The organism is Bradyrhizobium sp. USDA 4532 (assembly GCF_024171315.1).
Lineage (GTDB): Bacteria > Pseudomonadota > Alphaproteobacteria > Rhizobiales > Xanthobacteraceae > Bradyrhizobium > Bradyrhizobium australafricanum.
Genome location: NZ_JALJZN010000001.1, coordinates 5,347,366 through 5,371,396 on the forward strand (window position 1 = coordinate 5,347,366; position 24,031 = coordinate 5,371,396).

The following is a 24,031-nucleotide window of genomic DNA, read 5'->3' on the forward strand; positions in this document are numbered from 1 at the left end:
CTAACCAATCATGCGCTGCGGCAGCCAGGTCGCGAGCAGCGGGAACAGGATCAGGATCACCAGCCGGATCAGGTCGGTGATGACGAACGGCAGCACCCCGACAAAGATCGTCGACATGTTGACGTCCTTGATGACGCTCTTGATCACGAACACGTTCATACCGACCGGCGGATGGATCAGGCCGAGCTCGACCGTCATGACGATGATGATGCCGAACCAGATCGGATCGAAGCCGAGCGCGGTCACCACCGGAAACACGATCGGCACGGTGAGGATCACCATCGCCATCGCGTCCATCAGGCAGCCGAGCACCAGATACATCAGGAGGATCAGCGCCAGCACGCCATAGGGGCCGATGCCAAGCCCGGTGAGGAATTCAGTGACGTGCTGCGGCGTCTGGGTGATGGTGAGGAAATAGCGGAAGCAGAGCGCGCCGATCAGCACCGTGAACACGGCGGCCGCGGTGCGCGTCGCCTGCAGCAGCGATTGCAGGATGCCGTCCCTGGTCAGCTTGCCGCGGAGGATACCGATGATGAAGGCGCCCACCGCGCCGACCGCGCCGGCTTCGGTCGGGACAAAGAAGCCGCCATAGAGCCCGCCGATCACGAACAGGAACAGCAGCAGCGGCGACCAGACGTCGCGCAGCGCAACGAAGCGCTCGTGCCACGACGCCTTCTTTCCCGCCGGCAGGAAAGCGGGCCGCGTCACGCCGATGATGCCGATCGTGATCATATGCATCAGGATCGCGAGCAGGCCCGGCACCACGCCCGCGATGAACAGCTTGCCGATGTCCTGCTGGGTGATGATGCCGTAGACCGCGAGCACGGTGGACGGCGGCAGCATCGCTCCGAGCGTGCCGCCGACCGCGATCACGCCGGCGGCGAATGATTGCGGATAGCCGAAGCGGCGCATCTCGGGATAGGCGACGGCCGAGAAGGTCGCGGCGGTCGCGACCGACGAGCCGGAGATCGCGGCGAAGCCGCCGCAGGCGGCGATCGTCGCAATGCCGAGCCCACCCTTCCAATGGCCGACGAAGGTGTTGGCGGCGCGGAACAGCTCGCGGCTGATTCCCGAGACCGACACGAAGGCGCCCATCAGCAGGAACATCGGGATCACGCCGAAGGAATAATCCGTCACCGTGCGCATCGTGGTCTGGCCGACCAGCTTGAGCGCCGGCGCGAAGCCGGTGAGATAGCCAAAGCCGGTGATGCCGACGAGGCCCATCGCCATGCCGACGGGGACACGGAGCAGCATCAGCACGAACAGGCTGACAAAGCCGATGACGGCGACGGTCTCGGGACTGAGGTCGAGACTCATGGCCGTCTACTCCGCGGTCTTGATCTTGGCGTCATGGATATCTTCCGGATGGAAGATCAGGCGGTAGGTGCGGATCGCGATCAGCAGCACCGCGGAGACGTCGCCGATCCACGACACCAGGAAGAACGGCCAGACCGGCACGCCGAGATCCATGGTGACGATATGGCTGTTCCTGGTGTCGATCACCTTGTCGACCAGCGTGTAGGTCTGCACGCTCACCACGAACAGCAGCACCAGCGTCGCGAAGATGTCGATCCAGCGCTGGTAGCGCGGCGAGGCATTGGCCCAGACCAGATCCACCGTAATGTGGGTACCGCGATAGCTCGTCGCCGCAATTCCCCAGAAGATCAGGATGCCGAGCAGGAACTGGCCGAAATTGTAGTAGTCGGGGATCGTCACCGCGAAGAATTTGCGCATGAACACCGCGGTGAAGGTGTTGAGCGCGACGACGCCAACGAAGAAGGCCGCGACCCATTCGATCGAATCGATGAAGCGATCCATGAAATTCTTGCGCGCCGGCTCGGGTGGGCCGGTGATCGCGCCGTCTTGGGAAACTTCGGCAGATTGCGTCATGCGTTGCTTCGATGAGCTCCCTCTCCCCCGCTCTTGCGGGGAGAGGGTTGGGGTGAGGGGCTGCTTCCACGAGTCGTGAATGCGGTGAGACCTGTACCCCCTCACCCGGATCGCATCTGACGATGCGATCCGACCTCTCCCCGCAATCGGGGAGAGGTGAAGGGGAGCGGGATCAGATCCCCGCCTCGAACTTCTTCAGCGTGGCCTGCAGATCGGCATCGATCTTTGCCGCATCGCCGCCGGCCTTCTTCACCGCCTCGGCCCAGCTGTCGCGCAGCGGCTTGACCGCCTTCTTCCACTCGGCGAGCTGATCCGAAGTCAGCGGATAGACCTCGTGGCCTTCCAGCGCCTTCATCTTGGTGCGGCCATTGGCTTCGAAATCGGTCCAGGGGTCGGTGACCTTGGAGGCCCATTCCGGCGTGCAGTGATCGTCGATCACCTTCTTCTGGGCAGCCGACATCGAATTATATTTGGCGAGGTTCATGTTGTAGGTGAACACCGTCGAATAGAGCGGCACGTCCATGTGGTACTTCACCACCTTGTCGATGCCGAACAGGAAGATCGAGCCCCAGGGGAAGGTGATCTCGTCGGCCACGCCGCGCTCGATCGCGTCGCGCGATTCCGGCGCGGAGGCCTGCACATTGGTGCCGCCGAACATCTTCACCATCTCGCCGATGGTGCTCTGCGCGGGCCGCACCTTGACGCCGGAGAGGTCGCTCGGCAGCACGATCTTCTTCTTGCCGTGCAGCGCGCCCGGATCGTGGATGAAGGCGAAGCACAGCTTGGTGTCCTTCATCTCGGTCGGCGCATATTTGTGATACCACTCGTTCAGCGCCAGCGTGCCCTTCTTGCCGTCGGAGAAGGTGAACGGAAGCTGGCCGGCGGCCGCGATCGGGAAACGGCCGGGCTGATAGCCAGGATTGACATAGGTGACGTCGGCGATGCCGTCGCGCGCCATGTCGTAATGGTCGAACGCCTTGCCGAGTTGCTCGGACGGAAACACGGTGACCTTGATGGTGCCGCCCGATGCCTTCTCGATGTCGGCGGCCCAGGCCTGGGTCGCGGGCACCAGCGGATGCGCCGGCGGCACCCATAGCGACACCTTGAGATTGACGGTCCTGTCCTGCGCGACGGCAGGTCCCGCGGCCGGCACGATGGCGGCGGCCATCACCACCGCCAACATTGTCTTCCTCATCACGTCTCCTCCTCTCCAGGACGGGCTTCGTGCCCGGCTCATTACTTAACATGTTATCTAATTCGCGCGGATATTCAAGATGAAATCCGGCGGGCGGACGCCTCGTCGCACCCTCCGCCCGGTCCCGCGCCACCGCATCTTGCGCTGCGGCGAACGCGCGGGTCCCGCGCAAATCCGCCTTGCCAAAATCGTTATATGATATAGTTGCCTTGGCAAGTTGCCGGCGCGGGCACCGGCTAAAAGCCTATCCGATCGGGAGGACAAGGTATTGCGGACAAAAGTAGCAATCATTGGTGCAGGTCCGGCCGGACTGTTGCTTGGGCAACTACTTCATACTTTCGGCGTAGACAACATCATTCTTGAGCGGCAGACCCCGGACTATGTGCTGGGGCGGATTCGCGCCGGGCTGCTCGAGGAAGGCACCGTGTCGCTGCTCGAGAGCGTCGGCGCCGCTGCCCGGCTGCACCAGGAGGGCCTGATCCATCACGGTCTCGAACTGGCGTTCGGCGGCGCACGGCACCGCATCGACCTGCATGGATCGACCGGCAAGACCGTGACCATCTACGGCCAGACCGAGGTCACGCTCGACCTGATGAATGCCCGCAAGGCGGCCGGCCTGACCTCGATCTACTCGGCGGCCGACGTCAAGCCGCTTGATTTCGATACCGATCATCCGCGCGTCAGCTACGTCAAGGACGGCGTCACCCACGAGATCGCCTGCGACTTCATCGCCGGCTGCGACGGCTTCCACGGCATCAGCCGCGCCAGCATGCCGGCGTCGGCGATCACCAGCTACGAACGGGTGTATCCGTTCGGCTGGCTCGGCATCCTCTCGGAGACGCCGCCGGTCTCGCCGGAGCTGATCTACAACAACCACGAGCGCGGCTTTGCGCTGTGCACGATGCGCTCGTCCCACCGCAGCCGCTATTACGTGCAGTGCCCGCTCGACGATCATGTCGACCAATGGTCGGACGAGCGGTTCTGGGACGAATTGAAGCGGCGCCTCGACCAGAAGGCCGCCGACGAGATCGTCACCGGCCCCTCGATCGAAAAGAGCATCGCGCCGCTGCGCAGCTTCGTCGCCGAGCCGATGCGGTTCGGCCGCATGTTTCTGGCGGGCGACGCCTCGCACATCGTGCCGCCGACCGGTGCCAAGGGCCTCAACCTTGCCGCCAGCGACGTGCATTATCTGTCGCAGGCGCTGCGCGAATACTACGACGAGAAATCCTCCGCCGGCATCGATGCCTATTCGGGACGCGCGCTGGCGCGGGTCTGGAAGGCGGTGCGCTTCTCCTGGTGGATGACCTCGATGCTGCACAAATTCCCCGACGAGGGCGAATTCGCCGCGCGCATCCAGATCGCCGAGCTCGACTACCTCGTCAGCTCGAAGGCGGCCTCGACCTCGCTGGCGGAGAATTATGTGGGGCTGCCGTTCTAGATAAGTCGCGGATGCTTTTGTCGAGCAGCATCCTCTTCGCAATCTCCGTCGTCATACCCCGCGCATGCGGGGTATCCAGTACGCCGCGGCTTCTCGATTCATGCGGTGCGGTCTCTGGAATACTGGATCACCCGCTTTCGCGGGTGATGACGAGCCGGGCCGCTTCAAACAGCCGTGCAAATCCCGTTTAAAACTTTGTAGGCGGTGAAACCGTCATCGACATCGCGTTCAATGGCGTCAACCCAACGTCATATGCGAGCTTCAGATGACCACCGATACGCAAGTCGTGCCCGACAATCCCCAAGACGTCCCTCAAGGCTTCGAGCCGCTGTTCCGCAAGAGCCCGCTCACCGAGCCCTGGGAGCCGCTTTACCAGAAGAAGACCGAGCGTGCCGTCATCATCGGCCTGCGGCTGGCGAGGCCGCATACCAACGGCCGCGGCCTGATCCATGGCGGCCTGATCGCAGCCCTTGCCGACAACGCGATGGGCTATAGCTGCGGCCAGGCGACCGGCTGGACCACCTCGTTCGTGACGATCTCGCTCGCGGTCGATTTCGTAGGCTCCGCCAAGGTCGGGCAATGGCTCGCGATCGAGAGCGACGTGATCAAGACCGGCAGCACGATCTGCTTCGCGCAGAGCCTGATCAAGGCCGACGGGGTGACCATCGCGCGCGCCAACGGCACCTTCCGCGTGGTGCCGAAGAAGCCGCCGGTGAGCTAGTCGAAATACCAGTCGGTGACCTCGGTCACGAGATCGATGAAGGTCCGCACCTTGGCCGACAACAGCCGCGTCGTCGGATAGACGACGTGGATCGGCACAGCCGGCTGCTCGAACTCGGCGAGCACGATCTGGAGCCGCCGCGCCTTCAGCGATTCGGCCGCCTGGTAGGCCATCACCCGGGTCAGTCCGCCGTCCTGCTCGGCGTACTGGATGGCGGCGTCCGAGCTGTTGCTGGTGAAGCGCGGCGTAGGGGTGATGCGGACTTCGCGGCCATCCTCCATGAAGCGCCAATCCGGCGTCGCGGTCATGGCGCCGAACTGGATCGTGTCGTGGGCGGTGAGGTCCGCCGGCCGCTTCGGCCTGCCGCGAAGCTTGAGATAGCCGGCCGACGCCACCACGATGCGGCGCATCCGGCCGACATGCCGCGCCACCAGCGTCGAATCCGGCAGGTGCCCGAGCCTGACCGCGAGGTCGACGCCGTCCTCGACCAGATTGATCCTGCGGTCCGACAGCCGCAGGTCGACGCCGACGCCGGGATAGCGCTTCAGATAGGCGCTCACCACCGGGCTGACATGGAGCCGCCCGAAGCCGAACGGTGCCGAGATCACCAGCCGCCCCTCGGGGCGGGTGCGCTCGTTCTCCACCGCGTCCTCGGCCTCCTCGACATCGGCGAGGATCCGGCGCGCCCGCTCCAGATAGCGCGAGCCGGCGTCCGTCAGCGTCACCTGCCGCGTGGTCCGCTGCAGCAGCCGCGCGCCGAGCCGCTCCTCCAGCGCCGCGATCAGCCGCGTGATGGCGGACGGCGACAGGCCGAGCTTGCGGGCGGCGGGGGCGAACCCCTCGAGGTCCGCCACCGCGACGAAGGCCTGCATGGCGTCGATCCGGTCCATGGCACTATTGCATAATCGGCAACAGTGAAGTGTCAATGCACAAGATTGCTTACGATCTGGGAATGTCCATCTTGAGCGGCGAGGACAACCACTCAGGCGCCCGTCACGGGAGGCTCCGATGTCAGATGGTCACAGCTATGCGAGCGACGTCGCATTCAGTCCGGCGGTGAAGGCGATCCAGACCCGCAAGGGCTCACGCGCCACCTACGCCGAAGTCGAGGCACATGGCGGCTGGCGCAGCGAGATCGACGAGAACCTCGCCGGCTTCCTCGGCGAGGTGAACAGCTTCTATCTCGCGACCGCCTCGGCCGACGGCCAGCCCTACATCCAGCATCGCGGCGGACCGAAGGGTTTTATCAAGGTGCTCGACAAGCACACCATCGCGTTCGCCGACTACAGCGGCAATCGCCAGTTCATCACCCAGGGCAATCTCTCGGAGAATGCCAAGGCCTATATCTTCGTGATGGATTACGCGCACCGCCGCCGCGTCAAGCTGTGGGGCGAGGCGAAGGTGGTGGAGGACGATCCGGCGCTGACCCGCACGCTGATGCCGCAGGGCTACCGGGCGCGGCCCGAGCAGGTGATCCTGTTCAAGGTCACGGCGTGGGACACCAACTGCCCGCAGCACATTCCGCAAAAGTTCGACGCGGCCGATGTGGCGGCAGCGCTGGCCTCGCGCGACCAGCGCATCGCCGAGCTCGAGGCGGAGCTGGCCGCATTGAAGGGCCAGCCCGCTCCTGCCGCGCCGGCTTAGGCATGATCCGGAAAAGTGCGAAGCGGTTTTCCGAAAGGATCATGCCCCGAACTAAACCTAAAGCGCGATCGCGCTTTAGGCCGCCTGCTGCTGCAGCGGCGCCCAGGCGAATTCCGGATAGTATTGCCGCATCATCCGGCCGACATAGGCGGTGAGATTGTCGAACTTCTCGGTGCGCTCGCGCAGCGGCGAATCGAAGAACGGGGTGAGGATTCCCGCCAGCGCGCCGAACGCGGTGGCATCGGTGCCGCACGGCGCATCGCCCATCAGATACGGCTTGTCGCCGAGTTGCACAGACAGCGCGAACAGCGAGCGGATCGCGAGATCGACGTCTTCGTCCGGTCCGTGACGGCCAAGCCCGCTCAGCAGATAGTTCTCGGCAACGCGGAACTGGGCGTCCTCGCGCATCTTGTCGCGCATATGGTCGGGCGCGCCGTCGAAGAAATGCGCGGGCCCCTTGGCGAAATTGGTGTCGTCGACCCAGCGCGCGCCGACCAGCGCCCAGTAGACGTGATGCTCGATCATGCGCTCGAAGGCCCAGGCCTGGGCGCGCGCCTGCAGGCTGAGCGGCGCGTCGAAATCGAAGCCGTATTTGCCCTCGATATGGGCGCGGATGAAGGTCGAATCGGCGATCGTCTCGCCGTCGTCGACGATGAACGGCAGCTGGCCCTTGGGAGAGGCCGGTGGCATCGCCTTCTCCTTGCGATAGTCGAGCCCGGCCATCTTGAGCTGGACCTCGGTTTTGGTCACGAAGGGGCTGATTTCCGGCAAGCCGAAGCCCGTGCCAAAGCCAAAAAGCGTAATCATGTGAAGCTCCCGATCGCCTGTGGTCGTGAATTGAAGCTAGCCGTCCCCTGCTGCCAGCATGGTGTCAGCAGTAGTGGCATTCACTGTCGAACGGGCCGGCGGGTGCGAGGCGGCGAACCGCCCCGCGAACGCGCTTGACCAGCCGTGCCCGCCCGTAGGACCAGACCGTGCTGATCGACTGTGCGATCAGCGCGACCAGGGCCCAGCGCAGGTCGCCGGAGGTGGAGTAGACCGTGACCAGCTGTTCCAGCGCAAAGCCTTGCGCCTGCCGGAAACCGAGTTCGTCAAGATTCGTCATGGACAAATTCCCTTCACTTGAGGTGTTGTCCTGATATAGCCCCCACCTGCTGCCAACATGCTGTCAGCAGCAGCCGGACGGGACCCAGAAAAGCCTGCGCACCGAGAGACGACGAGACCCGTCAAGACACTCGTCAAGACGGCTGCCAAAACAGCTACCGAGACACTCGACAAGACACGTGCCAAGAGAGCGATCGAGAGAGTTGCCATGAGACGCGCCGACCGGCTGTTTCAGATCATCCAGGTGCTCCGACGCACCCGTAAGCCTTTGACTGCCGATGCAATCGCCGCCGAGCTCGAGACATCGAAGCGGACGATCTATCGCGACATCGCCAGCCTGATCGAGCAGCGGGTGCCGATCCGCGGCGAGGCCGGCATGGGCTACATCCTGGAGAAGGGATTCGACCTGCCGCCCTTGATGCTGACACCCGACGAGATCGAGGCCTGCGTGCTCGGCGCGCAATGGGTGGTCGGCCACGCCGATCCCGCGCTGGCGCGCGCGGCCGAGGACCTGATGGCCAAGATCGCCGAGACCGTGCCCGACCGGCTGCGGCCGTTCGTGCTGGAGCCGGCGAGCCGGGCCCGCTCGGCCTGGAACCGGGAGCCCGACCGCATCGACATGGTCAGGACCCGCAGCCAGATCCATGAGGGCAAGAAGATCACGCTGAACTATCGCGACGAGCATGGCCGCGATAGCGAGCGCACGATCTGGCCGATCGCGGTCGGCTATCACGAGGCGGTGCGGCTGCTCGCCGCCTGGTGCGAGCTGCGCAAGGATTTCCGCAGCTTCCGCACCGACCGCGTGGTCACGGCGGTCTATCACGACGAGAAGTATCCGGAGCGGCGCGACCTGCTCAGGGCGCGCTGGCGGCGCAGCCTGGTCTGGGAAGCGCCGAGGGACACGTGATGGCCGACAACGCGACCGACACAAGCCCCTGCCAGTCCTGCGGCGCCTGCTGCAGCTATTCGGAGAACTGGCCGCGCTTCACCATCGAGGACGACGCGCAGCTCGATCTGATCCCACCGCAATTCGTCAATGCGCGACAATCAGGCATGCGCTGCGAGGGCGATCGCTGCTCGGCGCTAGCGGGCCGGGTCGGAGAAGCAACGCGCTGCGAAGTCTATGCGGTGCGGCCGGAAGTATGCCGGACCTGCCAGCCGGGCGACGCGGAATGCGCGATGGCGCGGCGCCGGCACGGGCTGCCGCTCATCGCGAGCGCGCAGCCGATCTAACCAGACGTTACGCCGTGACCCTGTCGCTGACGTCCTCGTCGTCGAGTTCGTCATCGACGATCGGCGCGAAGGTCGTCAGCGGCTTGGTCGACAGCGTGATCGGCTTGCGGCCACCATGCGAAACGGTGGCGGCGCGGGCCGGCTCGCGCGACAGCGCGTAGAGCGTCGAGCCGACACGGCCGCCTGAATTCGCCAGCTCCCACTCGCTGCAGCTCGACGCGATCGCGACCGCGAGCGCGTGCAGATGGCTGCGGCGATAGCAGAACAGCGCGAGCCTCGCCCTGACATCGGGCGCGACATTGGCAACCAGCAACGAGAGCCCGTTCGGATTGGCGCGATACATCTGGCCGAGCAGATCGTCGGCCACCGGGCAGGCATCGTTCTCGAAGGCGTCGCGGCTTGAAAACATTTGCAAATCCCCCTCGATCGGGAAGATGCCGCGTAATCCTCTAACGAAAGGTTAACCACGGCCTCCGGTCGCTTCCGGAGGGTCTTGCCCGTTGCGCGCGAATCACATCCGCCCGCCGCAACCCGGCTGGATTCGTGGTTCAGGACGGGAGGAAAGGTGCGCGCGAGCCGCTCAGTTCGCGGCCATGTAGATCGACAGCGCGAAGCCGGTGAGGTGGTGCAGCGCCTGGTCGACCCCGATCAGGGTCCAGAACCAGGGGTGGCCGGATTCCAGCGTCACGCCGAAATGCGAGGCGCAGATGCCCTTGGCCCGATCGACGATGATGTGGATCACGAAGTCGATGAAGGCGACATACCAGAACCGCGGCGCCACCACCAGGATCAGCGCCAGCGCGACCGCGAGATGGACCAGGCAGTGCGCCAGCAGCGGCAGCGCCCAGCCGGTCTTCTGGTCCTTTCCGATCGCCATCCAGGCGTTCTGCAGCATGAAGTCGGCGATGATGTGCTTTGCGGTGAGAAGCGACATCCATCCCACCAGGGCACCAACCGACACCGACGATGACATGGAGGGAAACAACAAGCTGACGCCCTTTTACTTCGATGAATGTGATTGCAAGAAATCCGGGTCAGGCCGTCAGCACAATTCCGCAAACCGAAGCGTGTCTCATTTATGACATCTCCGGCGCCGGAATGCACCTGCGCCTCCTCGAAAAACACATCTCGCTCCGACCGTCGATAGTGGCAATGGTCATGTGGCATCGCGGCGCAGGCCGGCCGAGATTAAGGTTACGGCCGGCGGCCGGTTTGCATTCCCCCCGGGGAGGTATATCGTCGGCAACATAGGAAATTTTCTTTCTTTTATAGCCATTTACGGATTCACCGGGCAGCGCCGCGCCGATCGGGTCGCGGCAACGGGCCGTCCCGGACGGGTGATGAGCCAGGTAATCAGCCATGAGTGCCGAAGCCCCCTCGCCTGCGCCGCTGCCGCCGCCGAGCCCTCCGGTCGCCAAACCGGTCGTCAAGACCAACCGCGCGCAGATCATCGTCTTCACCCTGCTGACGCTGCTCCTGAGCGCGGTCACCGTGATCGGCGGCCGGCTCTGGCTGCGCAATTCCGAATTGCTGGTGTTCGCGGTCGGCGATGCCAAGGGCCCGGAGGCGAAATTCGCCGCCAAGCTCGCCACCGTGCTGAAGAACAATTCGTCGCGGCTGCGGCTGAAGATCGCGCCGAACCCCGACAACGCCAGGGCGCTGGCGCAATTCGATCGCCGCGACGCCTCGCTTGCCATCCTGCGTACCGACGCAAGGGTGCCGCCGCGTGCCCGCGCCATCGCGATCCTCGAGCATGACGTGGTGCTGGTGCTCAGCCCCGGCGGCAAGAAGATCAAATCGCTGAGCGAGCTCAAGAAGAAGCGGATCGCGGTCGTCGGCGACGGCGAGAACAGCGTCAATTTCGTCCGCAGCGCGCTCGAGATTGCGGACAGCCCCGACGCGGCGCAGCGGGTACAGCAGGCGCCGCCGAACACACCTTTCGACAAGCTGTTCGCCTCCGGCTTTGCCGCCGTGATCGCGATCGAGCATGCTTCGAAGATCGTGAAGGACAAGACCTACGAGCAATATGCCAAGCGCGCCGGCGGCTTCACGCTGAATGCGATCGACGCGGCCAAGGCGCTGGCGCGCAAATACCCGGCGATTTCGGAGGAGACGGTCTCGACCGGCATGCTGTCGTCCTCGCCGGCGATCCCCGATGACGAGGTCGACACCATCGGGCTGGAATGGCTGCTGGTCGCGCAATCCTCGATGTCCACGACGACAGCCGCCGAGCTCGCGCGCATCATCTATGAGAACAAGTCGGAGCTCGCGCTCGACGACGGCTTTGCCTCCAAGATCGAGCCGGCGGCGACCGACAAGGACGCCTTCATCGTCGCCCATCAGGGCGCCGCCGAATACATCAACGACGATACCAAGTCGTTCATGGATCGCTACAGCGACGTGATGTATCTCGGCGCCGCCGCGCTCAGCATCATCGGCTCGATCTTCGCCGCGATCTACACCAAGATCACCCGCGTCGCACCGGAGAAGGCCAGCGAGCTGGCGGGCAGGATCCTCGACATCGGCGAGCGCGTCGAGCACGCCACTTGCGCCGAGCATCTCGACGAATTGCAGGATGAGCTCGAGGCGATCCTGCGCGGCGCGGTGACCGGCCTGCGCGACGGCACCGTTTCCGGCGACGGAATGGACACGTTCAAGCTCGGCTACGAATTGGTCCGCGACGAGATCGCACTGCGCCGCGATCACCTCAAGCGCCACCCGGCGACGCCGGACGAGAACCTCGTGGTGGTGAAGGCGGCCAATGGGTGAACCAAGCCGTTGGTCACGCCACAGATACAACTGTCGTCCCTGCGATCGCGCCGCATGCACCACTGTCGTCCTGGCGAAAGCCAGGACCCATTACCACCGCTTTCGCTGATGAACGGGATCGCGGCCCCAGCATCGCGCAACAATTGAGACTTGGGGTAATGGGTCCTGGCTTTCCCCAGGACGACACCGCGTATGTTGAACGGCCGGTGAACCATACATCGGCACGCTCTCGACATGCACCGGAGCGCAGCGCTTATCACCCGACCGCCGCGTCCGTCGGCGTCGCAGCGGCGTCGAGCTGCCGTCCCTCGTGATCCATATGCAGGTAGTTCGGGTTGAACAGGCCGGCGTGCATCAGCCGCTCGAGATTGGGGACGACCAGGGTCTTTCCCTTGAGTACGATCAGGCCGCCGGCGCGCAATTCCTGCAGCGTTCGGTTGACGTGAACCTTGGAGAGCCCGGTGGCATCGGCGAGATCGCCCTGGGTCAGCGGGAAATCGCAGCTGTCGCCCTGGGTCAGGCCTGCGGCCCGCAGCCGGAGCCAGATCTCGCACAGCAGATGGGCCATCCGCTCCAGCGCCGTTCGCTGGCCGAGGCTCATGGTCCATTCGCGCTGGATCGCCGCGTTGACCAGGGTTTCCCACCAGAACGCGGTCACGATGCGCGGATGTCCGGCTGCGACCTTGTCGAAGAATTCGCGGGAGAGGTCGGCGATCGACACTGCGGTGACGGTACCGATCGAATGATCCATCTCGCGCAGGATGAAGACGTTCACATCGCAAATGTCGCCGGGCAGGAAGAAGGCCACGATCTGACGCCGGCCGTCCTCGAGCTGCTTGTAGCGATAGGCCCAGCCGGACAGGATCAGATGGACGTCCTTCGGCTTCTCGCCCTCGCGGACGATGTCGACCCGCGGACCAAAATGGCGGACGCGCTCGGTAGACGCGCGATTGAGAAGAACCTGGTCTACCGGCGAAAGCCGTGCAAACTGCTCCAATTTCCGGACTAGCGACGCCAACGATTGGTCTCCCGCATGTTTAATCGGGCAACTGCAGGACCGACTTCAATTACGTATGTTACCTTGCACAGTTATTGAGGTATGTTCACTAGTGTACAGACGTCCCAAGGATGCGACGGTTACATCCCCGAGCATCACGCACACCTCGACGCCCGGTGGTACCACCGGTGAAATACGGATCCCCCGGCTCAGGGGGACGTCTAAGGGACGTTCAGACGAACGGCACGCCGTAGTAGTCGTTCACCGCGCGCGTGGTGCCGATATCGGACCAATTCCACTCGCGCTCGCTGCCGTATTTCGGCGCGCCGCGCAGCTGGCTCTCGGTGACGCCGGTGACATAGCCGCCCAGCCTCGTATCGTATTTGAGCGACTGCCAGGGCAGCGGATAATGGTCGTTGCCGAGACCGAGAATGCCGCCGAAACCGAGCACGGCGTAAGACACCCGCCCGCTCTTCTTGTCGATCATCACCCGTTCGATCGAGCCGATCTTGCGCTCGTCGGAGCCATAGACCGCGGTGCCCTCGACCTTGTCGCTGCCGATCAGGTTTCCGACCTCCTTCTCGTCCATCGCCATGTCGATTCTCCATTGATCCCTCGACGCCAACGGTCAACCCGGGTCATCGTTCCTGCCGCATTGCCGCGATTGCTGCAAAAGCAGAACGCCGTTCAGCCCGTTGGAGGATCGCCCCGGTCGTCCGATGTCATGCCGGATCCCAGTGTCTTGTCGGCATCGTTCAATTTCGGATCACGCGTCGCTTCGCGCGCATTCGACTTTCGCGGGTCGGTCTTGTGCGCGGCCTGCGCGCGCTGCTTGTCGGCCGGCTGCTCCTGCCCCTTGTCGTCTTTGACGATACCCTGATTGGAATGTGCCACTGCTTATGTCCTTCTTGTTGCCTTGGCTGCCTTGCCTGAAGACATGCGGGCCCCGGCGATCAAATTCGCCGAGGCCCGTCACCGGAGTGGTCCACCGCCTTTCGGGGAGCAAAGCAGCGAACGCACGGGTGTTACGCAGAGCGCCGAAGATCGTTCCTGCGATCTTCGCGATCCCGGGTCGCGATCTCAGGTCCCGATTTTGGGTCGCAATTTCCGGCGCGCGTTTTTTCAATTCGACCGATGTCATGGGTTAACGACGGCATCCGGGGAACAAGCCTAGTATTGCTGGTTCCAGCTCGGAGACGGCATGATCAAGAAGAAGCGCAACAGGTCGCGGCCTCCCGGATCGTTCGAAAACCGCTTGCAAAAATTCGCCGAAGATTCGCGCATTGCGGCACGCAAGCTGCCGCCGGGACGGGAACGCGAAATGCTGATGAAGAAGGCCAGACAGACCGAGACGGTGATGGAAGTCAGCGAATGGCTGACGTTCCGCAAGTAGCCGCGAGTCGCAAAGGAGAGCTGCGATGATCGAGGAACGGTTTGACTCACGCACGCTCTTCGCCATGAACGTTGCGCTCGATCGCGTTTGCGCAGACGCACCTCACGGCGAGGAACATGACACCCGCCGCCGCGTTGCCCGATACATCATCAAATGCGCCAAGAGCGGCAGGACGACGCTTTCCGAGCTGACCGAAGCCGGACGGCAGGCGTTGGCCAAGGCCACCGCCGCGGCGTGAAAACCGGCGTAAGTGCCTGTTGCCCTCGGCCCTCAGCAGAGGCAGCTACGCATGCGCATTGCAATCAGTATCGGCCTGCTGGCCTTTTTGGCCGCCGTCGGCGCCTACGCCTATGAAGGCCTGACCGTGGATGCTCCGGTGCCGACCTACGGCATCGTGGTGTTTACGATCGGCATTGCGCTTCTGGCCGCGGTCTGCATCGGCCTGATGGGCCTGTTGTTTTATTCCAGCCGTCGCGGCTACGACGAGCCGCCGCACATCAAGCAGTAGATAGCTTCGGCAGATTCCCGCTGCATTGCGAGCGAAGCGAAGCAATCCACAGCGCCGCAAGCGGGGAACTGGATTGCTTCGTCGCTTCGCTCCTCGCAATGACGGCGAAGGTTCTTACGACACCGCCGGCGCCCGAGCGCGGATCTCCGCGATCTTGCGCTTCAGCGCTGCCTGCCGCGGATCGGGCATGGTGGCAGCGCGCGCTTCCGCAATGGCGCCGGCAAGGTCGGGGAGCACGAGCACGCCGTCGAAGGTCGGCTTGGCGAGCCCGTCGATGATCACGTGCCAGTCCGCGATGCCCTGGCGGTAGGGATCGCCGTAACCCTGGATCATGGTCGCGGTCTGCACGACCGCCGGGGCGGCGCTCGGCTGCTTGGTCAGGCTGCGGTCGATCATGTGCAGCCAGCGCTCGACCCAGACGCGCTCCCTGGCATAGCGTCCCGAGAACAGCCGCCAGCGCTTCAGGCCCGCTTCGATCCTGAGCCGGCGAACGCTGAAGCGGTTGTTCGCGCTGAAGCGGATCGAGACCCGGCGACGCCGCCAGCCGAACTGATCCAGCACGCCGAGCACCGGATCGGCGACCACCGCCGGCAGGGCGTCGATCAACTCGTCAAGGCGAAACTTCTTGACGTCGTCGGCCGAGCGCGCCGCAAGGCCGCCCACCGCACTGACTTCGCCAAGCTTGAGCTGCGCGATGCGGATCGCGTCCTCATAGGCCATGCGCTCCGCCATCAGGCGGGCGATCTCGGCAAGCAGGGCGTCGTCAACGCCGCGGCGGCCGACGAAGCGCTTGAGCCGGTCGATATAGAGCTGGGCGTAGCTCGTGCTCTGATAGGCGATCAACAGATCGATGGCCTTGGTGACGGCCGGCCCGAGATGGTCCGGGCAGGCGTCGGGCAGCACCGGCGGCCCCTCGTCCTCATCGCCGATGATATCGGCAAAGAGGTAACGGAGCGAAGCCAGGAGACCGTCGTCATCCGCCACTGCGGCGCCTCCAGAACTCGTCACGGGGCTCATGCAGGTTTGGGCTCCGCGACCTGTGGGGTGGCGTGCTGCGCGAGCTGCTGCTCGAGCGTCGAGATATTCTGGAACAGGCGGGCGCTGGCGAGGCGCAGGAAGTAGAAGCCGAACGCCGGGTTCTGGACGTAGAGCTGCTCGACCTGGTCATAGGTCACCGACAGCACCATGCCGGTCTCGACGCACTCCAGCGTCTGGGTTCGCGTGTTCGACGGCGACAGCATGCCGAACTCGCCGACGAGGGCGCCGACCGGCAGCTCGATGCCGGATTCGACCAGGCGGAAGCGGCCACTGACAATGTAGAACATGCTGTCGGCCTTCTCGTCCTTGTAGAACAGGACTTCGCCCGCGGTGCATTTGCGTTCCGTCGTGAACGGCTTCAGCCATTCCATCGACAGATCGCTGTTGACCGATTTCTTCACGTTGCGGACCAGTTGCAGCATCTGGTGCAGCCGATAGGTGTTCACCGGCAGCAGCACGGCATGCAGGATCAGCGTCGCGTAATTGTGGGTCGGGACGGCGGTCGCGATCAGGATGATGTTGGTCAGGATGGCGAAGACGCGCAACGGGATCATGGTCCGCATCGACAGCGTGGCAACCACGAAGATCGATGCGAAGAAACTGCCGGCGGCGCCTGCGTGCTCCGCGAGATGTGAGGTATCCATCGGAAACCAACCAATTTCTCAAGAAGTGAATAAGATCGCCTTATTAGTCGCTTCATTCCGGCCAAGGTCGCATCGGCGAACCAGCATCCCTGATATACGGGGAAAAAGCGACGTTTTGTCCGATTTCTCACATTCGCGGGCGCAAAATCGGGCCAACATGGTTAGGCCTTTCGTCCAACTGATCGGTCTTCCGCCGCGAGCATCCCGCCATGGCCTGCGCGTTGACGGCCTCAACCGGGAGGGGCACGTTGTGACATCGGCTCTGCCGTTCGCAGGGCCTCAATTCCAGCAATTCATCGACAGGCAAGCTTCGTTCCGATGTCCAAGCGGCTCGTCCTTCCGGCCCTGACGCGCTTCGTTTCCGCCACCGCCGGCCGCAACATGACCACGGCGGCCTATGTCGCCGTCGCGGCCGGTGTCGCCATGATGACGCTGCTGACGGTCGCGCCGGCCCATGACGCGGCGCCGCGCTGGGTGGATGCGCTGCTGTGGGCCTGCCTTGCCTATTTCGTATTCGAATGGCTGGTGCGGCTGCGCCACATGGGCCGGCAGGGCAAATTCTGGTTCTACGCGCTGTCCAGCGCCGGCGTGGTCGACGCGATCGGCGCGCTGGCCGTGCCGGTGGCCTTGCTGTCCGGAGTCGAGCCGAAAACCGCCTGGCTGCTCGGCGTGCTCTGGGTGCTCAAGGTGGTGCCGGGCATTCCCGGCCTGCGCCAGCTCCGGCGCGTGCTGGTGGTGGAATCCGGGCCGCTGCTCAGCGTGCTCGTGATCTTCCTGATGGTGGTGTTCCTGGCCTCCGTTGCGGAATATTTCCTGGAGCGGGACGTCCAGCCGCAGACCTTCGGCAGCGTGCCGGCGGCGCTGTGGTGGGCGGTGGTGACGCTGACCACGACCGGCTACGGCGACGTGGTGCCGATCACCCCGCTCGGCCGCGTGGTCGCCGCCATGGTGATGATCTCGGGCCTCGGCGTGTTCGGGCTGTGGACCGGTATCCTGGCGACCGGTTTTGCCGCCGAAACCCGCCGCGACAATTTCTTGAGAACCTGGGAGACCGTCAGCAAGGTGCCGTTCTTCGCGCATCTCGGCCCGGCCGCGATCGCCGACGTCACCCAAATGCTGCGGACCATGGACCTGCCGCCGCGCACCATGATCATCCGCAAGGACACCAATGGCGACTGCATGTATTTCGTCGCCGCCGGCGAGGTCGAGGTCGACCTGCCCGGGCGCAAGGTGAAGCTTGGCGAAGGCGAGTTCTTCGGCGAGATGGCGTTGCTAGGCAACACCAAGCGCGGCGCCAGCGTCTCGACCAGCAAGGTGACCAGGCTGTTGGTGCTTGACCTGGTCGATTTCCGCCTGTTGATGGCAAGGCATCCCGATCTCGCCGAGACCATCGACGCCGAGGCCAAGCGGCGCGAACGTGAGAATCAATAATGATGGAGACCAAGATGGCTGACGCGGCCGACACCGCCAGCGGACCCGTGCTCGAAATCGCGGGCGCACGCGCAACGATCCGCCTCAACCGGCCGAAGCATCTCAACCGCCTGCAGGCCGAGGACCTCGGCGAGTTGCTGACATTGTTCGACCGGATCGAGGCCGATCCCGCGATCCGCGTGCTGGTGCTGACCGGAACCGGCCGCGCATTCTCCGCCGGCTACGACCTCAACTCCGTCGCCGAGCGTGCGGTGAGCGCCAGCGAACAACAGAGCGCGGGTTCGGCGTTCGAGGTCGTGGTCAACCGCCTCGAGGATCTCAGCGTGCCGACGATCTGCCGGCTCAATGGCGGGGTCTATGGCGGCTCGACCGACCTCGCGCTCGCCTGCGACTTCCGCATCGGCGTCGATACCGCCGAGATGTTCATGCCGGCGGCGCGGCTCGGGCTGCACTATTACAAGAGCGGCATCCAGCGCTACGTCACGCGGCTTGGCGTCGACAACGCCAGGATGCTGTTCCTGACCGCGCAGAAGATATCGGCGCCGGAGATGCTGCGGATCGGCTACCTCACCGCGATGGTATCGCTCGACCTGCTCGACGAGGAAGTCGACAAGCTCGCGACGATTTTAGCGGGCAACGCGCCCAAGGCGATGGCCGGCATGAAGCGCGCAATCAACGAATTCGCCCGCGGCGCACTGGATGAAGCCGCCGCCGACGCCCGCCACCGCGACAGCATGCGCGGCGACGAGATCAAGGAAGGCATCAAGGCCTTCGCCGAGAAGCGGGCGCCGCGGTTTTAGCGATTGTTCGCACGGCACACCCTTCACCCTCCCCTGGAGGGGGGGGGGGGGTCGGGTCACATGGAGCGCAGCGGAATGTGAGACGGGGTGGGGTGATCTCTCAGCACGAACGGTGCCCGAGTGGAGAGATCACCCCACCTCGGTTCGCATTGCATGCGAACCGATCCTCCCCCTCCAGGGGAGGATGAGAGCAGTGCCTCTTCACGCCCGCTTCGACCGCATCGCGCGGACCTGCGCGATGTCAGGATCCGCGGCGAGTGCCTGGTAGCGCTTGCTGTCGACGGCGTAGAGCGCGATGCGGCCCTCGGCGTCGGCATGGACACCCCAGCCGAAACGCTTGCCGAGCGGCGAGGCGCGCATGCAGGCCTGGCCGCGCGAGAAGAACGTCTCGCGGGCGAGGCTGCGCGCCTTCTTCGCTGCTTTCGCATCGAGCACGCGGCCGGCCGCCGACGTCGCGAACACCACATCGTCGGAGGTGTACTTGTAGGGCGCGCCCGCGATCATCCGGTATTGCAGCACGGCAACCGTCGGCTGGCCGCCGCGCAACTGCGGCTCCTCGCCGCGCTGCGCCGGGCAGTCCTCCGCGACGCGGATCAGGGTGTTGAAGCAGTTGGTGCTGTGCAGGACTTTCGCCATCGGCCCGATCCGTATCACACCCCGGCGGCCGCGGCATGCTGCGCCGCCATCTCGTCGTCAGCCTTCGATATCCGCTGGAAGGCCGGGCGCGCGGCGATGCGCTCGGCATGGCGGACGAACACGTCCCTTTTCGGCACGATGCCGAACATCATGGTCCAAGAGAGCGCGATGCCCCAGAGGATGTCGGCCGCCGTGATCTCTTCGCCGAGCAGATAGGGCCCCTTTGCCAGTTGCGATTCCAGCGCGCCCAGCATGGTGTCGTAATCGGCATAGGGCGACTGCGTGATCGGCGCGCGCTCGCGCTTCATGAAATGGTCGATCACGGCCGGCTCGAACGATGCGCCGTAATAGGCGATCCAGCGCAGATACGGGCCGCGGCGCGGATCGTTCAGCGCCGGCGTCAGGCCGGCCTGCGGAAACAGATCGGCGAGATAGATGAAGATCGCGACCTGCTCGGTGACCAGCGCGTCACCATGGCGGATCGCCGGCACCTTGCCGAGCGGATTGATGGCGAGATAGGCGTCCTTGCGCTGCTCGCCGGCCTTCATGTTCAGGACGTGCAGGTTATACGGCGCGCCGAGTTCCTCCAGCAGCACGCGGGTGCCGGTGGCGCGGCTTTGCGGCGAATAATACAGCGTGACGCGGTCGGTAGTGGTGGTCATGGCGGGTCTCCTTGCGCCGTCGGGGGCATGGCCTCCTTATGTCCGCCTATACCTGACATCTTGTGTCAGGTATGATCCAGCCATGCGCGCGAGCCGGCTGTTTTCCATCCTCACCACCCTGCAGGCGCGGGGGCAGGTCACCGCGCCTGAGCTTGCGGAGGCCTGCGAGGTTTCGGTGCGCACGATCTACCGCGACATCGACGCGCTCGCCGCCGCCGGCGTTCCCGTCTATGCCGACCGCGGTGCCGAGGGCGGCTATCGCCTGCTCGACGGCTATCGCGTCCGGCTCAACGGCCTGTCGCAGGGCGAGGCCGAGGCGCTGTTCATGGCCGGTCTCCCGGGGCCCGCCGCCGCGCTTGGCCTCGATGCCGCGATGGTGGCGGCGCAGACCAAGCTGATGGCGGCGCTGCCGGAGAACCTGCGGCCCAACGTGAGAGGGATGCAGCAGCGCTTCCATCTCGACGCGCCCGGCTGGTTCGGCGAGACCGAGGAGCCGGAGCATCTGCGCGCCATCGCCGGCGCCGTGCTGCGCGAGACCATGCTCGAGATCCGCTACCAGAGCTGGAAAGCCGAGAAGCGGCGGCGCGTGGCGCCGCTCGGCCTCGTGCTGAAGGGCGGCAGCTGGTATCTCGCCGGCCTCGTCGACGGCAATGTGCGCACCTACCGCGTCGCGCGCGTACTGGATTGCACCGCGCTGGAGACGCCGTTCGCGTGGCCGGCGGAGTTCGACCTCGCCGCCTATTGGCGCGCCTCGATCGAGCGGCTGGAGGCCGAGCTGCATCCGAACGAGGCCACGGTGCGGCTGTCGCCGCTCGGGCTGAAACTGTTCGATGCGCTGGCCCACCCTTACGTGAAGGCGCGGATGCGGCTCACTGATGGCACCGACGCCGACGGCTGGCGGCTCGCCACCATGCCGGTCGGCAAGACGGTGTGGCATGCGGCGACCGAGCTGCTGCGGCTCGGCGCCGAGGCCGAAGTGGTCGCGCCGTTAGAGTTGCGCGAGAAGATGGCCGAGCTGACGGGCGCGATGGCCGCGCGCTATGCCGACGCGCCAGCCCGCCGCGCGGTGGCGGGACGCTGAAGCGTAATGAGATTGGGTTGAATGGAGCCGCAGGAGCAGTGCGCTCCCTCGCCCCGTTCTTACGGGGAGAGGGTTGGGGTGAGAGGCTGTCTCCGCGCATACGGTGATAGCTGCGCTTGCTGAGCCCCCTCACCCGGAACGCATCTAACGATGCGTTCCGACCTCTCCCCGCGCGCGGGCGAGGTGGAGCAGAGTCTGCGGTTCGCTGCTTGCTAGTAGCGGCTGTCGGAGCTGATCACGAAGCGGTCGAAAAAATTGACCGGCAGGATCTCGAACCGCTCCAGCGTCAGCGTAATCCCGGTCACGAAGTCGACGCCCTTGATCGTGCCCTCAAGATCGATCCGCCGGCCGCGACGCAGGCCGCGGGTTTCCGGATGTTGCTCGATGTCGATATAGGCATAGATCGGATTGTCGAGCCGCGAATGGCGATGCCAGCCGCGTTGCAGGAAGCTGAATTGCAGCACCGAGCCCGCGCCCCAGTCGATCGCGTCGAAGAAGCGGGTCTTCCAGGCAACGCCCTGTCCCAGGTAATGCGCGGCGATGAACGCGTCGCGCTCGAGTGCAGGCAGACGGTGCAGCTGCCAGCTGATCTCAGCCGGCGTCAGGGAGGCGTTATTCGCCATTTTTGTTCTTGTCGTTTCTTTGTAGCTTTTCTTGTCCTCGGCGGGGAGTGAACCGACCTTCCCGCCTTGAGGAAATTATACATCGACGAATGTGACAGTGTCTTCCACGGTCGCGCGCGACGTGCGGTAGCTGTTCACCTTTTGCGCGTGATCCGCATAGCCGAACGAGATACCGCAGACAACCCGGCGATCGTCGGCCAGGTTGAAATGACGACGGATCAGCCCGGAATGGCGCGCGATCGCCGCCTGCGGGATGGTGCCGAGCCCGAGCGCCTGCGCCGCCAGCATGAAGTTCGAGACATAGCCGCCGCAGTCGATCGCACCATAGATGCCGAGCGGCTCATTGGTGTGGATCACGGCAATGTGCGGCGCGCCGAAGAAATTGTAGTTCTCCAGCGCCTGTTTTGCATAGGCCGCCTTGTCGCCGCGCGCGATGCCGAGCGTGTTGTAGAGCTGGAAACCGCTTTCGCGGCGGCGCTCCAGATAGACCCCGACATATTCGCGCGGCGGCGTGAAGTCGTAATCCTCGCCGAGGCCGCGCGACGCCTCGGCATAGATCGCCTTGCGAAACCGCTCCTTGGCCTCGCCGGAGACGATCAGCACCTGCCAAGGCTGGCTGTTGCACCAGGATGCGGTGCGCTGCGCGGTCGACACAATGTGCTCGATGACCTCGCGCGGCACCTCGCGCGGCTGGAACGCGCGCACCGAGTAGCGCTCGTTGAGCAATTCCTCGAGCGCGCCGATACGGTCCTCGGTCGCGTAGCGCGGGTTCGGTGTCTTCGCGTCCATGATATATCCTCTTTTTTCGTCATTCCGGGGCACGCGAAGCGTGAATCCGGAATCTCGAGATTCCGGGTTCGATGCTTCGCATCGCCCCGGAATGACGACTAACCACCCCGCCCCTTGGTCGGGATCTTGTTGTAGGGCACATCCTTGTCGACGCGAATGTCGCCGGGCAGGCCCAGCACGCGCTCGGCGATGATGTTGCGCAGGATCTCGTCGGTGCCGCCGGCGATGCGCATCGAGGGCGACGACAGCAGCATCTGCTGGAACTGGCCGTTGGCCTGCTCCTCATCGGTGCCGGTGAGGCTGCCCGCCGCGCCTTCAAGGTCCATCGCATAGGTCGCGATATCCTGCAGCATCAGGCCGGAGACGAGCTTGCCGATGGAGTTTTCCGGGCCCGGTCGCTCGCCCTTCGACAGCGCCGAGATGGCGCGGTAGCTGGTGTATTTCAGCCCGCTCGCCTTCACCGCCCAGCTCGCAAGTCGGGAGCGCACCGCCGGATCGTCGATCGCAAGACCGTCCTCCAGCATCAAATTGGAGCAGAACTCGAACATCTCGGGCACGCCGGTGGCGAGCCGCGCGCCGATCGACATGCGCTCGTTCATCAGCGTGGTCAGCGACACGCTCCAGCCCTCGCCGACCGCCCCTAACCGCTGGCTGTCCGGGATTACGACGTCGGTGAAATAGACCTCGTTGAACTCCTGCATGCCGTTGGCCTGCTTGATCGGCCGCACCTCGACGCCGGGGCTCTTCATGTCGAGGAAGAACATCGTGAGGCCCTTGTGCTTCGGGACATTCGGATCGGTGCGCGCGATCAGGAGGCCGTAGTCGGAGTAATGCGCGCCTGACGTCCAGATCTTCTGGCCGTTGACGACCCAATTGTCGCCTTTCTTCTCGGCGCGGGTGCGCAGCCCCGCGACGTCGGAGCCGGCCGACGGCTCGGAGAACAGCTGGCACCAGATCTCCTCGCCGGAGGCGAGCTTCGGCAGATAGCGGCGCTTGGCATCCTCGCTGCCCCAGGCCATCACAGTCGGGCCGCACATGCCCTCGCCGATCTGGAACGGCTGGGTCAATTTGCCGTAGACGCCCTCTTCCTGCTGCCAGATCACGCGCTCGATCGGGGTGGCGCCGCGGCCGCCATATTCCTTCGGCCAGTGCAAGCAGGCCCAGCCGCCCTCGGCCTTCTTCTTCTGCCAAGCCTTGCCGACCTCGACCATGTCGTGCCTGGCGAGCCTGATACGGCCGAGCGACGACTTCGAGAGCTCCTCTTCGAACTCCTTCGGCGCATTGGCCGCGATCCAGTTGCGGGCGATGGCGCGGAACTCGGCTTCCTGCGGCGTGTCATCGAAATTCATGGCGGCTCCTTTTCTTTGTCATTCCGGGGCGCGCGCAGCGCGAACCTCAGATGCGCGGTTGCGCATCGGGGAATCTAGAAGTTATG

Annotated in this window: 30 protein-coding genes; 12 read left to right on the plus strand and 18 right to left on the minus strand. The window is 64.7% G+C overall.

Annotation, left to right across the window (positions count from 1 at the left end):
* From J2R76_RS24650 to J2R76_RS24660, 3 genes are all read right to left on the minus strand, one after another.
* A complete protein-coding gene (locus J2R76_RS24650) occupies positions 1 to 1,317 on the minus strand; it encodes a TRAP transporter large permease (protein WP_253625115.1) in 1,317 nt (438 codons plus the stop codon).
* 6 nt (positions 1,318 to 1,323) lie between these two features.
* The gene (locus J2R76_RS24655) at positions 1,324 to 1,890 is read right to left on the minus strand and encodes a TRAP transporter small permease (protein WP_057015996.1); all 567 of its coding nucleotides are present in this window, start codon (positions 1,888 to 1,890) and stop codon (positions 1,324 to 1,326) included.
* Positions 1,891 to 2,062: 172 nt separating this feature from the next.
* Positions 2,063 to 3,085, minus strand: a complete 1,023-nt coding sequence (locus tag J2R76_RS24660; protein ID WP_253625116.1) for a TRAP transporter substrate-binding protein — start codon at positions 3,083 to 3,085, stop codon at positions 2,063 to 2,065.
* Between the two features lie 268 nt (positions 3,086 to 3,353).
* On the opposite strand from J2R76_RS24660, the gene pobA reads away from it, so the two are divergent.
* Both pobA and J2R76_RS24670 read left to right on the plus strand, forming a co-directional pair.
* Positions 3,354 to 4,523, plus strand: a complete 1,170-nt coding sequence (pobA, locus tag J2R76_RS24665) for a 4-hydroxybenzoate 3-monooxygenase (RefSeq protein WP_253625117.1) — start codon at positions 3,354 to 3,356, stop codon at positions 4,521 to 4,523.
* 265 nt (positions 4,524 to 4,788) lie between these two features.
* Positions 4,789 to 5,244 (plus strand): PaaI family thioesterase, encoded by a 456-nt coding sequence (locus tag J2R76_RS24670; RefSeq protein ID WP_057015993.1) that lies wholly within the window; start codon positions 4,789 to 4,791, stop codon positions 5,242 to 5,244.
* Here the strand turns inward: J2R76_RS24670 and J2R76_RS24675 are convergent.
* A complete protein-coding gene (locus J2R76_RS24675; RefSeq protein ID WP_253625118.1) occupies positions 5,241 to 6,134 on the minus strand; it encodes a LysR family transcriptional regulator in 894 nt (297 codons plus the stop codon). The genes J2R76_RS24670 and J2R76_RS24675 overlap by 4 nt on opposite strands.
* A 118-nt stretch (positions 6,135 to 6,252) precedes the next feature.
* On the opposite strand from J2R76_RS24675, the gene J2R76_RS24680 reads away from it, so the two are divergent.
* The gene (locus J2R76_RS24680; RefSeq protein WP_057015991.1) at positions 6,253 to 6,888 is read left to right on the plus strand and encodes a pyridoxamine 5'-phosphate oxidase family protein; all 636 of its coding nucleotides are present in this window, start codon (positions 6,253 to 6,255) and stop codon (positions 6,886 to 6,888) included.
* 75 nt (positions 6,889 to 6,963) lie between these two features.
* Here J2R76_RS24680 and J2R76_RS24685 read toward each other — a convergent pair whose 3' ends face one another.
* Both J2R76_RS24685 and J2R76_RS24690 read right to left on the minus strand, forming a co-directional pair.
* Complete coding sequence (locus tag J2R76_RS24685; protein WP_057015990.1) at positions 6,964 to 7,695, minus strand: glutathione S-transferase family protein; 732 nt, start codon at positions 7,693 to 7,695, stop codon at positions 6,964 to 6,966.
* Between the two features lie 64 nt (positions 7,696 to 7,759).
* Positions 7,760 to 7,993, minus strand: coding sequence for a hypothetical protein (locus J2R76_RS24690; protein ID WP_057015989.1), 234 nt, complete (start codon positions 7,991 to 7,993; stop codon positions 7,760 to 7,762).
* Between the two features lie 207 nt (positions 7,994 to 8,200).
* On the opposite strand from J2R76_RS24690, the gene J2R76_RS24695 reads away from it, so the two are divergent.
* Positions 8,201 to 8,899 carry a YafY family protein gene (locus J2R76_RS24695; protein ID WP_028336549.1) on the plus strand — a complete coding sequence of 233 codons (699 nt, stop codon included), beginning with the start codon at positions 8,201 to 8,203 and terminating at the stop codon, positions 8,897 to 8,899.
* A complete protein-coding gene (locus J2R76_RS24700; RefSeq protein WP_057015988.1) occupies positions 8,899 to 9,225 on the plus strand; it encodes a YkgJ family cysteine cluster protein in 327 nt (108 codons plus the stop codon). Before J2R76_RS24695 ends, J2R76_RS24700 begins: the two co-directional genes overlap by 1 nt.
* A 7-nt stretch (positions 9,226 to 9,232) precedes the next feature.
* Here the strand turns inward: J2R76_RS24700 and J2R76_RS24705 are convergent, their stop codons facing one another.
* Both J2R76_RS24705 and J2R76_RS24710 read right to left on the minus strand, forming a co-directional pair.
* Positions 9,233 to 9,634, minus strand: coding sequence for a hypothetical protein (locus J2R76_RS24705; protein ID WP_016847470.1), 402 nt, complete (start codon positions 9,632 to 9,634; stop codon positions 9,233 to 9,235).
* Between the two features lie 171 nt (positions 9,635 to 9,805).
* The gene (locus J2R76_RS24710) at positions 9,806 to 10,159 is read right to left on the minus strand and encodes a DUF3307 domain-containing protein (RefSeq protein WP_082653700.1); all 354 of its coding nucleotides are present in this window, start codon (positions 10,157 to 10,159) and stop codon (positions 9,806 to 9,808) included.
* Between the two features lie 425 nt (positions 10,160 to 10,584).
* Between J2R76_RS24710 and J2R76_RS24715 the strand changes: the two genes are divergently transcribed.
* On the plus strand, positions 10,585 to 11,994 hold the full coding sequence (locus J2R76_RS24715) for a TAXI family TRAP transporter solute-binding subunit (protein ID WP_057015986.1): 1,410 nt from the start codon (positions 10,585 to 10,587) through the stop codon (positions 11,992 to 11,994).
* Between the two features lie 256 nt (positions 11,995 to 12,250).
* Here the strand turns inward: J2R76_RS24715 and J2R76_RS24720 are convergent, their stop codons facing one another.
* The 3 genes from J2R76_RS24720 to J2R76_RS24730 form a co-directional block, all read right to left on the minus strand.
* Positions 12,251 to 13,012 carry a Crp/Fnr family transcriptional regulator gene (locus tag J2R76_RS24720; RefSeq protein ID WP_076832525.1) on the minus strand — a complete coding sequence of 254 codons (762 nt, stop codon included), beginning with the start codon at positions 13,010 to 13,012 and terminating at the stop codon, positions 12,251 to 12,253.
* 211 nt (positions 13,013 to 13,223) lie between these two features.
* On the minus strand, positions 13,224 to 13,586 hold the full coding sequence (locus tag J2R76_RS24725; RefSeq protein ID WP_016847466.1) for a PRC-barrel domain-containing protein: 363 nt from the start codon (positions 13,584 to 13,586) through the stop codon (positions 13,224 to 13,226).
* Positions 13,587 to 13,678: 92 nt separating this feature from the next.
* Entirely contained in the window at positions 13,679 to 13,885 is a 207-nt protein-coding gene (locus J2R76_RS24730) for a hypothetical protein (protein WP_253625119.1), read from the minus strand.
* A gap of 361 nt (positions 13,886 to 14,246) precedes the next feature.
* Here J2R76_RS24730 and J2R76_RS24735 point away from each other — a divergent pair, with 361 nt between their 5' ends.
* From J2R76_RS24735 to J2R76_RS24745, 3 genes are read left to right on the plus strand one after another with little or no spacing between them, the layout of a single operon-like run.
* Positions 14,247 to 14,384 carry a hypothetical protein gene (locus J2R76_RS24735; protein ID WP_253604911.1) on the plus strand — a complete coding sequence of 46 codons (138 nt, stop codon included), beginning with the start codon at positions 14,247 to 14,249 and terminating at the stop codon, positions 14,382 to 14,384.
* Between the two features lie 25 nt (positions 14,385 to 14,409).
* Positions 14,410 to 14,622 carry a hypothetical protein gene (locus J2R76_RS24740; protein ID WP_016847463.1) on the plus strand — a complete coding sequence of 71 codons (213 nt, stop codon included), beginning with the start codon at positions 14,410 to 14,412 and terminating at the stop codon, positions 14,620 to 14,622.
* A gap of 51 nt (positions 14,623 to 14,673) precedes the next feature.
* Positions 14,674 to 14,892 (plus strand): hypothetical protein, encoded by a 219-nt coding sequence (locus J2R76_RS24745; protein ID WP_057016270.1) that lies wholly within the window; start codon positions 14,674 to 14,676, stop codon positions 14,890 to 14,892.
* Positions 14,893 to 15,006: 114 nt separating this feature from the next.
* On the opposite strand, the gene J2R76_RS24750 is transcribed toward J2R76_RS24745, so the two are convergent.
* Both J2R76_RS24750 and J2R76_RS24755 read right to left on the minus strand, forming a co-directional pair.
* A complete protein-coding gene (locus J2R76_RS24750) occupies positions 15,007 to 15,876 on the minus strand; it encodes a DUF6537 domain-containing protein (protein WP_082653713.1) in 870 nt (289 codons plus the stop codon).
* A 29-nt stretch (positions 15,877 to 15,905) separates the two neighbouring features.
* Positions 15,906 to 16,574, minus strand: coding sequence for a Crp/Fnr family transcriptional regulator (locus J2R76_RS24755; RefSeq protein WP_016847460.1), 669 nt, complete (start codon positions 16,572 to 16,574; stop codon positions 15,906 to 15,908).
* A gap of 318 nt (positions 16,575 to 16,892) precedes the next feature.
* Between J2R76_RS24755 and J2R76_RS24760 the strand changes: the two genes are divergently transcribed.
* Together J2R76_RS24760 and J2R76_RS24765 are read left to right on the plus strand one after the other, a co-directional pair.
* A complete protein-coding gene (locus tag J2R76_RS24760; protein ID WP_057016272.1) occupies positions 16,893 to 18,005 on the plus strand; it encodes a cyclic nucleotide-gated ion channel in 1,113 nt (370 codons plus the stop codon).
* Positions 18,006 to 18,019: 14 nt separating this feature from the next.
* Positions 18,020 to 18,805, plus strand: a complete 786-nt coding sequence (locus J2R76_RS24765; RefSeq protein WP_076832869.1) for an enoyl-CoA hydratase/isomerase family protein — start codon at positions 18,020 to 18,022, stop codon at positions 18,803 to 18,805.
* 201 nt (positions 18,806 to 19,006) lie between these two features.
* Here J2R76_RS24765 and J2R76_RS24770 read toward each other — a convergent pair whose 3' ends face one another.
* Positions 19,007 to 19,441 (minus strand): DUF6157 family protein, encoded by a 435-nt coding sequence (locus tag J2R76_RS24770; RefSeq protein WP_057016273.1) that lies wholly within the window; start codon positions 19,439 to 19,441, stop codon positions 19,007 to 19,009.
* A gap of 14 nt (positions 19,442 to 19,455) precedes the next feature.
* Entirely contained in the window at positions 19,456 to 20,103 is a 648-nt protein-coding gene (locus J2R76_RS24775) for a glutathione S-transferase family protein (protein WP_057016274.1), read from the minus strand.
* A gap of 82 nt (positions 20,104 to 20,185) precedes the next feature.
* On the opposite strand from J2R76_RS24775, the gene J2R76_RS24780 reads away from it, so the two are divergent.
* Positions 20,186 to 21,184, plus strand: coding sequence for a YafY family protein (locus J2R76_RS24780; RefSeq protein ID WP_253625120.1), 999 nt, complete (start codon positions 20,186 to 20,188; stop codon positions 21,182 to 21,184).
* A gap of 212 nt (positions 21,185 to 21,396) precedes the next feature.
* Here J2R76_RS24780 and J2R76_RS24785 read toward each other — a convergent pair whose 3' ends face one another.
* The 3 genes from J2R76_RS24785 to J2R76_RS24795 form a co-directional block, all read right to left on the minus strand.
* A complete protein-coding gene (locus J2R76_RS24785; RefSeq protein WP_057016276.1) occupies positions 21,397 to 21,807 on the minus strand; it encodes a hypothetical protein in 411 nt (136 codons plus the stop codon).
* A gap of 75 nt (positions 21,808 to 21,882) precedes the next feature.
* The gene (locus J2R76_RS24790; protein WP_168858638.1) at positions 21,883 to 22,596 is read right to left on the minus strand and encodes a nitroreductase; all 714 of its coding nucleotides are present in this window, start codon (positions 22,594 to 22,596) and stop codon (positions 21,883 to 21,885) included.
* Between the two features lie 98 nt (positions 22,597 to 22,694).
* Complete coding sequence (locus tag J2R76_RS24795) at positions 22,695 to 23,945, minus strand: acyl-CoA dehydrogenase (protein ID WP_057016278.1); 1,251 nt, start codon at positions 23,943 to 23,945, stop codon at positions 22,695 to 22,697.
* Positions 23,946 to 24,031 lie beyond the last annotated feature (86 nt).